Source organism: Actinoplanes sp. TFC3, from assembly GCF_001553785.1.
GTDB lineage: Bacteria > Actinomycetota > Actinomycetes > Mycobacteriales > Micromonosporaceae > Actinoplanes.
Window position 1 is genome coordinate 4565193 of sequence record NZ_LOJP01000001.1, and the last position, 15044, is coordinate 4580236.

Consider the following 15044-nt stretch of genomic DNA (forward strand, 5'->3'; position numbering starts at 1 on the left):
GGTGGCCGTTGAGTCTAGAGCCCGGTCAGCTCGTGGCTTTCGGCACCTTGGAGGAGGCACCGGCTTCCAGGCCGTACTGGCCGACCTTGTTCTGCACGAGCCGCTCGATCATCGTCAGGGCGGTGCTGAGCTGGCCCTGCGCGGTGCTCGCGTTGTCCACGGTGGAGACCTCCTTGCTCAGCGAGGGGTCGCCGCGCACCGCCGAGACCAGGTTGCCGTCGCCGATGCCGTTGCCGGCCACCACGACCGGGTGAGTTTTGAACTGCGTGGTGAGCATGACGGCGTTCTGGTTCTTCTTCGGCGCGTCCGAGTCGGTCGGCGGCAGCCCGGACACCACCACGGTGGCCTCGGCCCCGGAAACGATCTTGTCGCTGACCTTGAGGTAGCCCGGCTGGGTGTACGCGGTCAGCACCGCCGTCAGGTCCTGCGGTGCCACCGCCGCGCACTTCTGCAGCAGCGCCACCGCCAGCAGCGCGCTGGAGGTCTCCACGCCGTCGCTGTTGAGCGGCAGTCCTTCGGTCGACGCGGTCGGGCGCGAGGCCCGCTCGGCCAGCTCCAGCAGCTCCAGGCTGTTGGCCGAGTCGAAGAACTTGTCCTGCACCGACACCTGACCGGTGATGGTGGCCCCGGCCATCTTCAGCATCGAGGTGACCCCGCCGGCGTTGTCCTCGGCGTTGGGCAGCACCACGACCAGGATGCGCCGCCCGGTGAGCTTGCCGGTGAGCAGCGCCGGGGCCAGCTCGGTGGCGAAGTCCTGGCTGCTGTTGAGCTCCTCGCGGTATTGGTTGGCCTGGTCGCGGTAGCTGCTGTTGTCCTTGCTCAGCGCGTCGACGCGGCTCTTGAGTGCGTCCGACACCGGGCCGTTGAGCGCGGTCGTGCCGACCACCAACCCGATCGCCAGGGCGAGGAACACCGCGGTGAGCGACACCACGTGGTACCGAAAGTTGATCACAGCGAGGCCTCTTGGTCCGATTCGCGGTTCAGAACAGCTGTCCTAACTGGAAGACCAGATTGTCCCACCACTCGGATACCACGGAGAGATAGGCCTTGCCGACGGTGGACACGGCGACCGCCGAGGCCATCGCGGCGATCGCGGACAGCACCAGCAGCAGCAGCGACGACCCGGAGATGTTCTGCTTGTAGAGCCGGCTCACGCCCTTGGCGTCGACCAGCTTGCCACCGACCTTCAACCGGGTCAGGAAGGTCGAGGCCATGCCGCCGCGGCCCTTGTCGAGGAACTCAACCAGGTTGGCGTGCGTGCCCACCGCCACGATCAGCGACGCGCCCTTGTCGTCGGCCAGCAGCATCGCCAGGTCCTCGCTGGTGGCAGCGGCCGGGAAGGTGGTGGCCTCCACGCCCAGGCTCTGCACCCGGCTCAGCCCGGGTGCCCGCCCGTCCTGATAGGCGTGCACGATCACCTCGGCGCCGCAGCGCAGCACGTCGTCGGTGACCGAGTCCATGTCCCCGATGATCATGTCGGGGGTGTAGCCGGACTCCACCAGCGCGTCGGCGCCGCCGTCCACGCCGATCAGCACCGGCTTGAACTCGCGGATGTAGGGCCGCAGCACGTCCAGGTCGGCCTTGTAGTCATAGCCGCGCACCACGATCAGCACGTGGCGCCCGGCGATGCGGGTCTCGATGTCGGGCACGCCGACCCCGTCGAGCAGCAGGTCGCGTTCCTGCTTGAGGTAGTCCATGGTGTTGGCAGCGAACGCTTCGAGCTGCACCGACAGGCCCTCGCGGGCATCGGCCATGGACTTCGCGACGCTCTCGGCGTCCTGACGGATGCCGCTGGCCACCGATTCGCCGTTGAGCAGCACCGTGTCATTGTCGATGCTGACCAGGTCACCCTCGTTGAGCGCGTCGAACACCTCGTCGCCGAGGTTGTCCACCAGCACGATGCCGGCCTGCACGAGCACCTCGGGACCCAGGTTGGGATAGCGCCCGGAGATCGACGGCTTGACGTTGAGCACCGCCGACACCCCGACCGCGACCAGGGAGTCGGCGGCTACCCGGTCGATGTCCACATGGTCGATGACCGCGATGTCACCCGGGCGCAACCGCCCGACCAGGCGCTTGGTCCGGCGGTCGAGTCTCGCGGTGCCGGACAGGGCCCCGGCTTCGACACTCCGGGTCCGGCGCAAGGTGGGAAGTCGCATCCCGGCCATCCTGACACGCCGCATCGAGCCCCTCGCACGCGACATGCACAACGTCACCCCCAAAAGGGGCAAAAGCCAGTTACGCCCCCGCTATCTCACAGTACGTGGTCAGCCGCGCTTTTCTCGGTCAGCGACGGCCAGTAACTCCTCGGCGTGCGCAATGCCGAGATCCGAATCCGGCAGCCCGGCCAGCATGCGTGCCAGCTCCCGCGCCCGATCCGTCTCCTCCACGATCTTCACCCCGCTGGTGGTGATCGCCCCGCCGGTGTCCTTCGCGACCACCAGGTGCCGATCGGCGAAGGCCGCGACCTGCGGCAGGTGCGTCACCACCAGAACTTGATGGGTACGAGCAAGGCGCGCCAGCCGCCGCCCGATCTCCACCGCAGCCTGGCCCCCCACCCCCGCGTCAACCTCGTCGAACACCAGCGTCGGCGGCCCGCCGGCACCGGCGAACACCACCTCGATGGCCAGCATCACCCGCGACAGCTCACCACCGGATGCGCCCTTCTGCAACGGCAACGCCGGCGCCCCCGGATGCGCGATCAGCCGGATCTCGATGTCGTCCGCGCCATCCGGTCCCACCGCCAGCGCGTCGATGACCGGCTCGTCGCGTCCGGCCGAGCGTGCCAGCACCACAATTTCCACCCGCGCGTGCGGCATCGCCAGCCCGGCCAGCTCCACACTGACCTGCTCGGAGAACCGCCCCGCCGCCTCGGCCCGCGCCGCGCTCAGCCGCCCGGCGAACTCAGCGACCTGAGCGGCCAGCCGCAGCCGCTCCTTGTCCAGCTCCTCAAGCAGCTCGTCGGAGGTGTCCAGCGCGGCCAGCCGGGTGCGCGCGTGCTCGGCCCACGCGATCACCCCGTCGACGTCGTCGGCGTACTTACGGGTCAACGCCCGCAGCGCCGCCCGCCGCTCGTAGATGGCCTCCAGCCGCGCCGGGTCAGCATCCAGCTGGCTCAGGTACGACGACAGCTCCGAGGACACGTCGGATACCAGGGTGGCCGCCTCCTCGACCCGCGCGGCCAGCTCCCCCAGCGCCGGGTCGGTCGGGGCCTGCGCCTCCAGCGTGCGCCGGGCCGTGCTCAGCAGTTGCGCGGCATCCGGGGTGTCGTCGGCGGCCTCCACGCCACCGGCGAGCGCCTGCGCCGCCAGAGCCGCCGCCGTGCGCAGCCCCTCGGCGTGCTCCAGGCGCTGCACCTCGGCGCGCAGCTCATCCTCCTCACCCGGCTGCGGATCCACCCGGGTGATCTCGTCAAGGCCCAGCGTGAGCAGATCGGCTTCCTGGCTGCGCTCGCGGGCGTTGCGCCGCCGGTCGGCCAGGTCGTCCACCACCGCGCGCCACTGCGTGTAGCTCTCGCGGTAGGTCTCCAGCAGCTTCTCGTGCTCCGGGCCGGCATAGCGATCCAGCGACGCGCGCTGCTCGGCCGGGCGAAGGATCCGCAACTGATCCTGCTGACCGTGCACGGCGACGACCTGCTCGCCGACCTCGCTGAGCATGGCCACCGGCATGCTGCGCCCGCCCACATGCGCCCGCGAGCGGCCCTCGATGGTGACCGTGCGGCTCAGCAGCACCGAGCCGTCGTCGTCGACCTCACCGCCGGCGTCGCTGATGCGCGTCTGCACCGAGTCACCCAGCCGGCCCTCCAGGCGCAACCGGCCCTCGACCACCGCGCGGCCCGGGTCGGCCCGCACCCGCCCGGCGTCGGCGCGGCCGCCGAACAGCAGCCCCAGACCGGTCACCACCATCGTCTTGCCCGCGCCGGTCTCGCCGGTGATCGCGTTCATGCCCGTGGTCAGCCGCAGCGTCGTGTCGTCAATGACGCCGAGCCCGGTGATCCTCAGTTCCTCCAGCACACGGCAGACAGTATCGGGGCCCGCCGGCAATTGCCCACCGGGCCGTGCGTGATCAGCGTCGATTACCGCGCCAGCCCTGCACCGGCAGGTGGAACTTGGCCACCAGGGTGTCGGTGAAGGGACGCGGCTGCAGCCGTACCAGCCGCACCGGAAGGTCTCCCCGCTGCACCGTGACCTGCGCACCAGGCGGCAAATCCCAGGTCCGGCGCCCGTCGCAGCACAACGTGGCGAACGAGGTGTACGGATCCACGGTCAGCACGAACGTGGAGGTCGGCCCGGTCACGATCGGCTTGCTGAACAACGCGTGCGCGCTGATCGGCACCAGCAGCAACGCCTCAACCTCGGGCCACACCACCGGCCCGCCCGCCGAGAACGCGTACGCCGTGGAACCCGTCGGTGTGGCGCACACAACACCATCGCAGCCATAGCGCGACAGCGGGCGGCCGTCCACGTCGACGAGCAGCTCGAGCATCTGCGCCCGCTGCCCCTTCTCGACGCTGACCTCGTTGAGCGCCCACGACTCGGCGATCAGCCGGCCGTCGTACTCGGCGCGCACGTCCAGGGTCAGCCGCTCGTCCACCGTGTAGTCCCCGGCCACGATGTCGCGCACGGTCCGGTCGATGTTCTGCAGCTCGGCCTCGGCCAGGAAGCCGACCTTGCCCAGGTTGATGCCCAGCAGCGGCGCCTTCACCGGGCGGTCCAGCTCGGCCGCGCGCAGGAACGTGCCGTCCCCGCCGAGTGCGAACACGATCTCCACGCCCTCGGCCGCCGCCGGATCGTCCACCGGGGTCACCCCGGGCGGCAGCTCCAGGTCGTCGACCTCCTCGGCCACCACGCGGACCTCGAAGCCGTTGTCGACCAGGTCCTGCGCGACCGTCTGGGCGTGCTGGGTGCTCTGCCGGCGACCGGTGTGGGTGACCAGCAACGCGGAACGGCTCACGCGGCTCCTCCACTCGTCGTAAGCGTCACACGTCCTCCAAGGGGGGCGAAACCGTCGTCAATGCCGGTGCGGCGGAATCTACCTCGCCCGAGGGCCCGGCAGCGACCACAGCGCGTACCCGTTCCGCGTCAGCCGGTGGTGCATCCCTGCGGAACCACACGAAGAACTCGACGTTGCCGCTGGGACCGGGCAAGGGGCTCGCCGCCACCGAGGCCACCCCGAGCCCCAGCCCGGCCGCCGCCGCCGCGACGTCGAGCACGGCTTCGGCCCGCAACCGCCAGTCCCGCACGACCCCGCCGGAACCCACGCGCTCCTTGCCCACCTCGAACTGCGGTTTCACCATCAGCGCCAAGTCACCGTCGGGCGCCGTGCACGCGGCCAGCGCGGGCAGCACCAGCCGCAAGGAGATGAACGACAGGTCGGCCACGGTCAGCCCCACCGGCCCCTCGATCAGGTCGGGCGTCAGGGTGCGCACGTTCGTACGCTCCATCACCATGACCCGATCGTTGGTACGCAACGGCCACGCCAGCTGGCCGTAGCCCACGTCCACGGCGTACACCGTGGCCGCCCCGGCGCGCAGCAGCACATCGGTGAAGCCACCGGTCGACGCCCCGGCATCCAGGCACCGCCGGCCTTGCACCGCCAGACCGGTGAACGCCTGCAGCGCACCGGCCAGCTTGTGACTGCCCCGCGACACGTAATCGTCGGCGGGGTCCTCGCCGGTCACCACCACCGGATCGGCCGGGTCGATCATCGTGGCGACCTTCTGCGCCACGGAGCCCCGGACCTGCACCCGGCCGGCCGCCACCAGCGCGGCGGCCTGCTCCCGGGACCGGGCGAGCTTGCGGCGGACAAGCTCGGCGTCCAGACGTGCGCGACGAGCCATCAGCCGTCGATGCTCGCCAGCGTCTCCTGCAGCACCTGGTGCGCGGCCTCGAACTCGGCGAGCTGGTCGGCGGGTGCGAGGCCGGCAGCGTTGGCCAGCGACTGCAGAACGGCGTCGACGGCGGGATGACCGGTCGACTCGGAACCGTCGAGAATGCCCGGTGTCACCTCGGCCCGCTGCGGCGCGGCGGACGGGACGGGCTGATGCTGGGGGCGCGGCGCTCCGGCCGGCGGCGGGCCCGGGCGGAAGCCTCCGGGCGGCGGGCCCGGACGGAACCCGCCGGGCGGCGGGCCGGGACGAGGCGGCTGCTGATCCGGGTATGTCACGCCGTCGCCTCCGGCTTGTTCTTCGCGGACGCCTTCTTGGCCGCGGTCTTCTTGGCCGGGATGTCCGGCGACACGGCCGGCAGCGTGGTTTCCGCAGCCGCCGCCTTCACCGGCGCGGTGGGTGCGGCAGCCGTGCCGGCCGGCTCGATCGCCGTCGCCTTGGCAGCTTTACGCGCGGCCTTGGTCGCCTTGGCCGGCACCGCCTTCTCCGGCGCATCCTTGCCCGGCCCGGTCGTCGCCGGCGTCACCTTCGCCGGCCCGGTCGCCTTGGCCGGCCCGGTCTTGGCTGGGGGCACCTTGGCCGGTGGCACCTTGGCGGGGGCTGCCTTGGCGAGCGGGGTGCCCGCCGCGGGCATCGCATTGGGGGCCGCCTTCTTCGCGACGGCCTTCTTGGCCACCTTCTTCACCGGCGGGATCACGGCCTGCCCGGGCGGCACCGCACCTTCCGGTCCCGGCTCAGCGAGGGTCACCGTGCCGGCCCCGGCCGTCGCGAGTCGCGCCTGCGCCTCGCGTAGCTGCTTCTCCAGGTCCTTGACCCGCGAAGTGAGGTCGGTGACCTCCTCGTTGGTGGCCAGCCCGACCAGACCCAGAGCCCGGTCCACCTCGTAGCGCACGATGTTGGTCAGCGCCTCACGGTTGGCCATGCCTGTCGACATCAGATCCTCGACCAGGCCCTGCAACTGCCCGGCGGTCGCGCCGCCCTTGGTCAGCAGCTCGCCGGCCGCCCGCTGCGCCTTCTTGCGCGGCGCCTCCGTCAAGCCGAGTGCCATTTCCAGATACGCCCGCCATGCGTCCTGCGGCATCGTCCACACCTTCCTTCGCGCTCGCGGCTGCGCTTTCGCTGGTGCCACGCTACCGGGCATACCCGCCGCGGCTTGCGGGTACCGTGCGTTGCGAGATCAGGTGTCGCGAAGGAGAGGTACCCATGGCCACCGTTGAGGAATGCCGTACGGCGCTGCAAGCCCTGGCCGCCCGCCTCGACGCGAACGCGCAGACCCGCGGCAAACTGGACCTGGACCGCACCCTGGCCTGCCGGGTGCCGGACCTGTCCACCGCGTTCCACGGCCGCCTGGAGGGCGGGCGCCTGCTCGACATCACCGATGGCGACGACCCCAAGGCCAAGATCGCCCTCACCGCATCCAGCGACGACCTGGTCGCGCTGGTCACGGGCCGCCTTGACGTCACCAAAGCCATCGCCTCACGGCAGGTGTCGGTCAAGGCGAACCCGTTCGACCTGTTGAAGCTGCGCAAGCTCCTCTGAGCCGCTCTGGCTCTTTAAGCGAGCCACTCCTTGAGGAGCTTGGCGGCCTCGTCGGAACCGGCCTGTGGTTCGCCACCGCCCCACACCACCCCGGCGACCATCCGCAGCGCGTCCACCGGCGCACCCGAACCCTCGAGGCGCCCGTCGACCAGCCGCCAGCCACCGGCCTCGTCGCCGATAACCGGAATGCGCGCCGCCTCGGGATCGGCGAACAACCCGGAGAGATCAGCAGCAACGTACGTCGGCCGCCGCGACTCCGGTGAGCGCAGCAGCTCGGCCGGCCCGCTGACCCCGGTGAGCACCAGCAAACTGTCCATGCCAGCGCTGACCGCACCCTCGATATCGGTGTCCAGCCGGTCGCCCACCGTCAGCGGACGCTGCGCCTTCGACAGCGACGCGGCCGTCTCGAACAGCGCGGGCTGCGGCTTGCCGACGACCAGATCGGGTTCGCGGTCCAGGGCCGTGCGCAGCACCCCGACCAGCGAACCGTTGCCGGGCAGCGGACCGCGCGGGCTGGGCAGCGTACGGTCGGTGTTTGTCGCCACCCACAGCGCCCCGGCCCGGACCGCCAGCGCCGCCTCGGCCAGGATCTTCCAGCCCACCTCGGGACCGAAGCCCTGAACGACCGCCGCCGGTTCGTCCTCGAGCCGCTCCACCGGGGTCAGCCCGGCATCGCGCACCTCGGCCCGCAACGCCTCGGCCCCGACCACCAGCACCGGAGCCCCGGCAGGCAACTGCTCGGCCAGCCGGGCCGCCGCCGCACCGGCCGAGGTCAGCACCTCGTCCGGCTCGGCGGAGACCCCCATGCCGTTGAGCAACCCGGCCACGTCGGCCGCTCGCCGCGACGCATTGTTCGTCGCGTAGGCCAGCGCGGTGCCGTCCTCCCGTAGCTGGGAGACGGCCTCGGCCGCGCCGTCGATCGGCTTGTCGATCAGGTACACAACCCCGTCAAGGTCAAAGATGACCAGGTCATACCCGTCGACCAGCCGAACGCCGGCGTTGTGGTCCGGGCCGGCGGTCACGCTTTGGTTCCCTTGGCGCCGGTGCCACGGGTGGCCGGGTCGGTGGCCGCAAGGTCGGCGTCGGTGCCGCCCACTCCGCTACCGGTCAGCTCGTCGTCGTCAGCGTCGTCGCCCTTGACAGCGCGGTCGTCGTCCTCGTCGATGCCGGCGTCGACGTCCTGGTCAAGATCGTCCAAGTCGTCATCGTCGTCGGAGTCGTCGTCAGACTCGTCGTCGTCGAGGAACGCGTTTCCCGGCACGCCGTCGGCGTCGGCCCGGTCATCGCCGTCCTCATCCCGGCCACGCGCATCGTCCTCGTCACGCGCGTCATCGTCGCGTGCGTCCGCGTTGCGCGCGTTGTTTTCGTCGCGCTCGTCGTCGAAGTCGTCGTCGCGCTCATCGTCGAAGTCGTCACGGTCGTCGTCGGCTTCGGCGCGCGCGTCCGCGTCGGTCGGCGCTTCGGACGTACCCTCATCGTCGTCTTCGTCGTCGTCGCCCTCGATGGAGATCCCGTCGAGTTCGAGCAGCCGCTCGGCCGCATCGGTCAGGCCGTCCTCATCGGCGGCAGCGGCCCGCGAGAACCACTCCCGCGCCTCCTCGCGACGACCGGCGGCCAGCAGCGCATCGGCGTAGGCGTAACGAAGCCGCGCCGCCCAGTCCGCGTCGGCATCCGTGGTCAGCTCCTTGACCTGCAGCATCGCCACTGCGGCGTCATGCTGCCCCAGGTCACCACGAGCCCCGGCCGCCACGATCAACAGCTCGATCGCCCCGGCCTTGTCCAGCGTGTCCTTGTCGGCACCCCGGAAGAGATCAATCGCCCGTTCCGGCCGCCCCAGGGCGCGCTCACAATCGGCAAGTTCCGCCAGGTGGGTCTGCCGCCCCGTCATGCGATGGTACGTCCGCAGCTCGGCGATAGCGGTAGTCCAGTCCCCCGCGGCATACGCGGCGAGCCCGACAGCCTCCCGAACCACAGCAATCCGCGAAGCCAACCGCCGCGCCGCGATCGCATGCTGCAACGCCAGCTCGGAATCCTCGTCGATAACCTGCCCGGCCGCCACGAGATGCCGCGAAACCCGGTCAGCGGTGTCCCGCGACAGGCTCAGCAGCTCGGAACGAACCTCCTTGTCGAGGTCCGAAGCCGCGATGTCCTCGGGAATGTCCGGCGCCTGGAACACGGGCTGCTCATCGGTACCCCGCTGGTCGCGGTCCCGGTCTCCGCGCTCGAAGCCGCCGCGCTCGCCTCGGTTGTCGCGATCGCGGTTGTCACGGTCACGGCTGTCGCGGTTGTCGCGCTGGAAGCTGCCGCGGTCCTGGTTGTAGCTGCCGCGGTCCTGGTTGTAGCCGCCGCGATCCTGGCCGTAGCCGCCGGCGCGCGGGCCACGATCCTGGCCGTAGCCGCCAGTGCGCGGACCACGGTCGCCTCCGTCGCGGAAGCCGCCCGCACGGGGCGCACGGTCGCCGCCCTCGCGGGACGCACGGTCGCTGCGGAAGCCACCGTCACGGGTGCCACCGTCACGGAAGCCGCCCTCACGCGGGCCACGGTCACTGCGGAAGCCACCTTCGCGGGGTCCACGGTCGCCGCCGAAGCCTCCCTCACGGGGAGCGCCGCCGTCGCGCGGGCCACGATCACCCCGGTAGCCGCCGCGGTCCTGGCCGGCGCCGCCACGGAAACCGCCGCGGTCACCGCCCGGCCGGTCGCCGCCACGGAAGCCACCCCGGTCGCCACCGCTCTGGAAACCACCACGGTCCCGATCTCCGCCACGGAACCCGCCCCGGTCGCCACCCGGCCGGTCGCCACCACGGAACCCGCCGCGGTCGCCGCTCGGCCGGTCGCCGCTGCGGAACCCTCCCCGGTCGCCACCGCCCTGGTAACCACCACGGTCCCGGTCACCGCCACGGAACCCGCCCCGGTCGCCGCCGCCCTGGAAGCCACCACGGTCACCACCACGGAACCCACCGCGGTCACCACCGCCCTGGAAACCACCACGGTCACGATCTCCACCACGGAACCCGCCCCGGTCGCCACCCGGCCGGTCGCCACCGCGGAACCCTCCCCGGTCACCACCGCCCTGGAAACCACCACGGTCCCGGTCACCGCCACGGAACCCGCCCCGGTCGCCACCCGGCCGGTCGCCACCGCGGAACCCTCCCCGGTCACCGCCACCCTGGAAACCACCACGGTCACCGCCGCGGAAGTTGCCGTCGCGGGGACCACGGTCGCCCTGCGGACGGTCTCCCTGCGGGCGGTCGCCAAACGGCCGGTCCCGGTCACCACGGAAGCCGCCACCGGTCCGGTTACCCGGCCTGTCACCGCCACGGAAACCGCCCCGGTCGCCGCCACCCTGGTAGCCGCCCCGGTCGCCGCCGCCTTGGTAGCCACCACGGTCGCCGCCGCCCTGGAAACCACCACGGTCGCGGTCGCCGCCACGGAACCCGCCGCGGTCGCCGCCCTGCCGATCGCGGTCACCGCCGCGGAAACCACCGCGGTCGCCGCCACCCTGGAAGCCACCGCGATCACGGTCGCCGCCACGGAAACCACCGCCGGAGGGGCGGTCACCACCACGGAAGCCACCACGGTCGCCACCACCCTGGTAACCACCACGGTCGCGGTCGCCGCCACTGAAACCACCGCGGTCGCCGCCACCCTGGTAACCACCACGGTCACGGTCGCCGCCACGGAAACCACCGCCGGAGGGGCGGTCACCACCACGGAAGCCACCACGGTCACCGCCGCCTTGGTAGCCACCTCGGTCACCGCCGCGGAAGCCGCCGCCGGAGGGGCGGTCGCCGCCGCGGAAGTTGCCGCGGTCGTTGGTCCGGTCGCCCCGCGAGGTGCCCTCGGATCCGCCGTCGCGGCCGCGGTCCTGGCGGCCTTCGTCGTCGCGGTTGCCGCCATCCTGCGGTCCTGGGTTCACGGGTCAATTCCTTCCGAGGTTCGGCAGCGCCGGCGCGGGGGCGCGGCTGCCGGAGCACATCTGTTGACGTATCACGGGGTGTGACATGACGCTGGGTACTGCGGGTGGAGCTGGGTCGTGCACGTTCGAGCTTCACGAGCTTGGTGCTTACGAGCGCTGCGTCTGCAGTCTGGCTGGCAGACGTCCGTACAACGCTACTCCGGGGCCGGACACACAAAAGCAGTCGAGGGCCAACCCCATCCGGGGAAGGCCCTCGACTGTACGTTGAGTCCGGCGGCGTCCTACTCTCCCACACCCTCCCGAGTGCAGTACCATCGGCGCTGGAGGGCTTAGCTTCCGGGTTCGGAATGAGACCGGGCGTTTCCCCTCCGCTATGACCACCGAAACAGCTGTCAGCGAAACCATCACCAGCACCCCCGTCACACCAACATCCCTTACGGGACGTGGTTGGTGGGGGTGGGTGGGTTGTTTGCTGTGAATCACACAGTGGACGCGTTGAGCAAAAAGTTTGGTGTGGTTAAGCCCTCGGCCTATTAGTACCGGTCAACTGAACCAGTTACCTGGCTTACATTTCCGGCCTATCAACCCAGTCGTCTAGCTGGGGGCCTTACCCACTCGAAGGTGGTGGGATACCTCATCTCGAAGCGAGCTTCCCGCTTAGATGCTTTCAGCGGTTATCCCTTCCGAACGTAGCTAACCAGCCGTGCCCCTGGCGGGACAACTGGCACACCAGAGGTTCGTCCGTCCCGGTCCTCTCGTACTAGGGACAGCCCTTCTCAAGTATCCAACGCGCACGGCGGATAGGGACCGAACTGTCTCACGACGTTCTAAACCCAGCTCGCGTACCGCTTTAATGGGCGAACAGCCCAACCCTTGGGACCTGCTACAGCCCCAGGATGCGACGAGCCGACATCGAGGTGCCAAACCATCCCGTCGATATGGACTCTTGGGGAAGATCAGCCTGTTATCCCCGGGGTACCTTTTATCCGTTGAGCGACACCGCTTCCACACGCAAGTGCCGGATCACTAGTCCCGACTTTCGTCCCTGCTCGACCTGTCAGTCTCACAGTCAAGCTCCCTTATGTACTTACACTCAACACCTGATTGCCAACCAGGCTGAGGGAACCTTTGGGCGCCTCCGTTACCCTTTAGGAGGCAACCGCCCCAGTTAAACTACCCACCAGACACTGTCCCTGGACCCGATCAGGGCCCGAAGTTAGATACCCAAATCCAACAGAGTGGTATTTCAAGATTGCCTCCACCCGAACTGGCGTCCGAGCTTCACCGGCTCCCACCTATCCTACACAATTACATTCAGATACCAATGTCAAGCTATAGTAAAGGTCCCGGGGTCTTTCCGTCCTGCCGCGCGTAACGAGCATCTTTACTCGTACTGCAATTTCGCCGGGCCTGTGGTTGAGACAGTGGGGAAGTCGTTACGCCATTCGTGCAGGTCGGAACTTACCCGACAAGGAATTTCGCTACCTTAGGATGGTTATAGTTACCACCGCCGTTTACTGGCGCTTAAGTTCTCCGCCTCGCCCCGAAAGGCTAACAGGTCCCCTTAACGTTCCAGCACCGGGCAGGCGTCAGTCCATATACATCGTCTTACGACTTCGCATGGACCTGTGTTTTTAGTAAACAGTCGCTTCCCCCTGCTCTCTGCGGCCATACCACGCTCCACCCGCACGGGGCTTCACGCGTCCGGCCCCCCTTCTCCCTAAGTTACGGGGGCAATTTGCCGAGTTCCTTAACCACAGTTCGCCCGTCGCCTCGGTATTCTCTACCTGACCACCTGTGTCGGTTTAGGGTACGGGCCGCTCGGAACATCGCTAGAGGCTTTTCTCGGCAGCATAGGATCACTGACTTCACCTGAACGGCTCGGCATCACGTCTCACCCACATGACATGCGGATTTACCTACACATCGGGCTACACGCTTACCCCGGCACAACCACCGGCCGGGATCAGCTACCTTCCTGCGTCACCCCATCACTAAACTACTACCACCCAAGATCCCAGACTCCATACCATAGGTCCGAAAACCGCCGGCACTTCGCGTGGTTAGTACAGGTGGGTTCGTCTTGGGCGCTCCTACGCGGGTACGGGAATATCAACCCGTTATCCATCGACTACGCCTCTCGGCCTCGCCTTAGGCCCCGACTCACCCAGGGCGGATTAGCCTGGCCCTGGAACCCTTGGTCATCCGGCGGAAGGGTTTCTCACCCTTCATTCGCTACTCATGCCTGCATTCTCACTCGTATAGCGTCCACACCTGGGTCACCCCGGCGCTTCACCCGCTATACGACGCTCCCCTACCCATCCACACACCTGGATGAAAACCCGAAAGTTCCCACCGGGCTACCATGTGAATGCCACAGCTTCGGCGGTGTGCTTGAGCCCCGCTACATTGTCGGCGCGGAACCACTTGACCAGTGAGCTATTACGCACTCTTTAAAGGATGGCTGCTTCTAAGCCAACCTCCTGGTTGTCTAAGCGACCCCACATCCTTTTCCACTTAGCACACGCTTAGGGGCCTTAGCTGGTGATCTGGGCTGTTTCCCTCTCGACTACGAAGCTTATCCCCCGCAGTCTCACTGCCGCGCTCTCACTTACCGGCATTCGGAGTTTGGCTGATTTCGGTAAGCTTGTAGGCCCCCTAGACCATCCAGTGCTCTACCTCCGGCAAGAAACACACGACGCTGCACCTAAATGCATTTCGGGGAGAACCAGCTATCACGGAGTTTGATTGGCCTTTCACCCCTAACCACAGGTCATCCCCCAACTTTTCAACGTTGGTGGGTTCGGTCCTCCACGCAGTCTTACCCACGCTTCAACCTGCCCATGGCTAGATCACCCCGCTTCGGGTCTAGAACATGCGACTCAAACGCCCTCTTCAGACTCGCTTTCGCTACGGCTACCCCCCACGGGTTAACCTCGCCACATGCCACTAACTCGCAGGCTCATTCTTCAAAAGGCACGCCATCACCCCGAAAGGCTCTGACGGATTGTAGGCGAACGGTTTCAGGTACTATTTCACTCCCCTCCCGGGGTACTTTTCACCATTCCCTCACGGTACTCGTCCGCTATCGGTCACCAGGAAGTATTCAGCCTTACCAGGTGGTCCTGGCAGATTCACAGCAGATTTCAGGAGTCCGCTGCTACTCGGGATATCTGTAAAGAGGTCACACATTTTCGCCTACCGGGCTCTCACCGTCTACGGCTGGCTTTCCCACACCATTCGACTAACATGCAACTTTATAACTCTTCTCTGCACTGTCAGACACAGAAAACAGATCCCACAACCCCCCACGCGCAACCCCTGACAGGTATCACACACGCAAGGTTTAGGCTACATCCGCTTTCGCTCGCCACTACTCACGGAATCACTAAATTGTTTTCTCTTCCTACGGGTACTGAGATGTTTCACTTCCCCGCGTTCCCCCCTACACCCTATGAATTCAGATGCAGGTGACACGACATGACTCGTGCCAGGTTCCCCCATTCGGACACCCTGGGATCACAGCTAGGTTGACAGCTCCCCCAGGCCTATCGCGGCCTCCCACGTCCTTCATCGGCTCCTGGTGCCAAGGCATCCACCGTTCGCCCTTGACAACTTAACCACAGAAAACAAGATGCTCGCGTCCACTGTGCAATTCTCAACCAACAACCAACCCACAACCCCACGACACCCCACCAAACA

General features: G+C 68.0%; 10 protein-coding genes, 2 rRNA genes and 1 pseudogene. 2 read left to right on the top strand and 11 right to left on the bottom strand.

What is annotated here, in order from left to right:
• Window positions 1-25: 25 nt before the first annotated feature.
• The 7 genes and pseudogenes from TFC3_RS20515 to TFC3_RS40200 all read right to left on the bottom strand — a co-directional run.
• Window positions 26-952: a copper transporter gene (locus tag TFC3_RS20515; RefSeq protein WP_067502353.1), complete on the bottom strand. Its 927-nt coding sequence runs from the start codon at window positions 950-952 to the stop codon at window positions 26-28.
• Between the two features lie 28 nt (window positions 953-980).
• The gene (gene steA, locus TFC3_RS20520; protein ID WP_067502356.1) at window positions 981-2159 is read right to left on the bottom strand and encodes a putative cytokinetic ring protein SteA; all 1179 of its coding nucleotides are present in this window, start codon (window positions 2157-2159) and stop codon (window positions 981-983) included.
• A gap of 108 nt (window positions 2160-2267) precedes the next feature.
• Complete coding sequence (gene recN / locus TFC3_RS20525; protein WP_067502359.1) at window positions 2268-4013, bottom strand: DNA repair protein RecN; 1746 nt, start codon at window positions 4011-4013, stop codon at window positions 2268-2270.
• Between the two features lie 52 nt (window positions 4014-4065).
• Complete coding sequence (locus TFC3_RS20530) at window positions 4066-4953, bottom strand: NAD kinase (RefSeq protein WP_067502362.1); 888 nt, start codon at window positions 4951-4953, stop codon at window positions 4066-4068.
• Between the two features lie 25 nt (window positions 4954-4978).
• On the bottom strand, window positions 4979-5839 hold the full coding sequence (locus TFC3_RS20535; protein WP_067502365.1) for a TlyA family RNA methyltransferase: 861 nt from the start codon (window positions 5837-5839) through the stop codon (window positions 4979-4981).
• Entirely contained in the window at window positions 5839-6165 is a 327-nt protein-coding gene (locus TFC3_RS20540) for a hypothetical protein (RefSeq protein ID WP_067502368.1), read from the bottom strand. Before TFC3_RS20540 ends, TFC3_RS20535 begins: the two co-directional genes overlap by 1 nt.
• Before the next feature lie 212 nt (window positions 6166-6377).
• Window positions 6378-6968 (bottom strand): annotated as a pseudogene (locus TFC3_RS40200) (hypothetical protein); the annotation flags it as partial.
• 122 nt (window positions 6969-7090) lie between these two features.
• On the opposite strand from TFC3_RS40200, the gene TFC3_RS20550 reads away from it, so the two are divergent.
• Window positions 7091-7426 carry an alkyl sulfatase C-terminal domain-containing protein gene (locus TFC3_RS20550; protein ID WP_067502372.1) on the top strand — a complete coding sequence of 112 codons (336 nt, stop codon included), beginning with the start codon at window positions 7091-7093 and terminating at the stop codon, window positions 7424-7426.
• A 14-nt stretch (window positions 7427-7440) separates the two neighbouring features.
• Here TFC3_RS20550 and TFC3_RS20555 read toward each other — a convergent pair whose 3' ends face one another.
• Window positions 7441-8448 carry an HAD-IIA family hydrolase gene (locus TFC3_RS20555; protein ID WP_067502375.1) on the bottom strand — a complete coding sequence of 336 codons (1008 nt, stop codon included), beginning with the start codon at window positions 8446-8448 and terminating at the stop codon, window positions 7441-7443.
• Complete coding sequence (locus tag TFC3_RS20560; RefSeq protein ID WP_369819634.1) at window positions 8445-9314, bottom strand: Replicase polyprotein 1ab; 870 nt, start codon at window positions 9312-9314, stop codon at window positions 8445-8447. The genes TFC3_RS20555 and TFC3_RS20560 overlap by 4 nt, the downstream gene beginning before the upstream one ends.
• A gap of 120 nt (window positions 9315-9434) precedes the next feature.
• Between TFC3_RS20560 and TFC3_RS40205 the strand changes: the two genes are divergently transcribed.
• Entirely contained in the window at window positions 9435-11426 is a 1992-nt protein-coding gene (locus TFC3_RS40205) for a hypothetical protein (protein ID WP_236718459.1), read from the top strand.
• 184 nt (window positions 11427-11610) lie between these two features.
• On the opposite strand, the gene rrf is transcribed toward TFC3_RS40205, so the two are convergent.
• Window positions 11611-11727 (bottom strand): 5S ribosomal RNA (gene rrf, locus TFC3_RS20565).
• A gap of 128 nt (window positions 11728-11855) precedes the next feature.
• Window positions 11856-14964: ribosomal RNA gene (locus tag TFC3_RS20570) — 23S ribosomal RNA — on the bottom strand.
• Window positions 14965-15044: the final 80 nt, after the last annotated feature.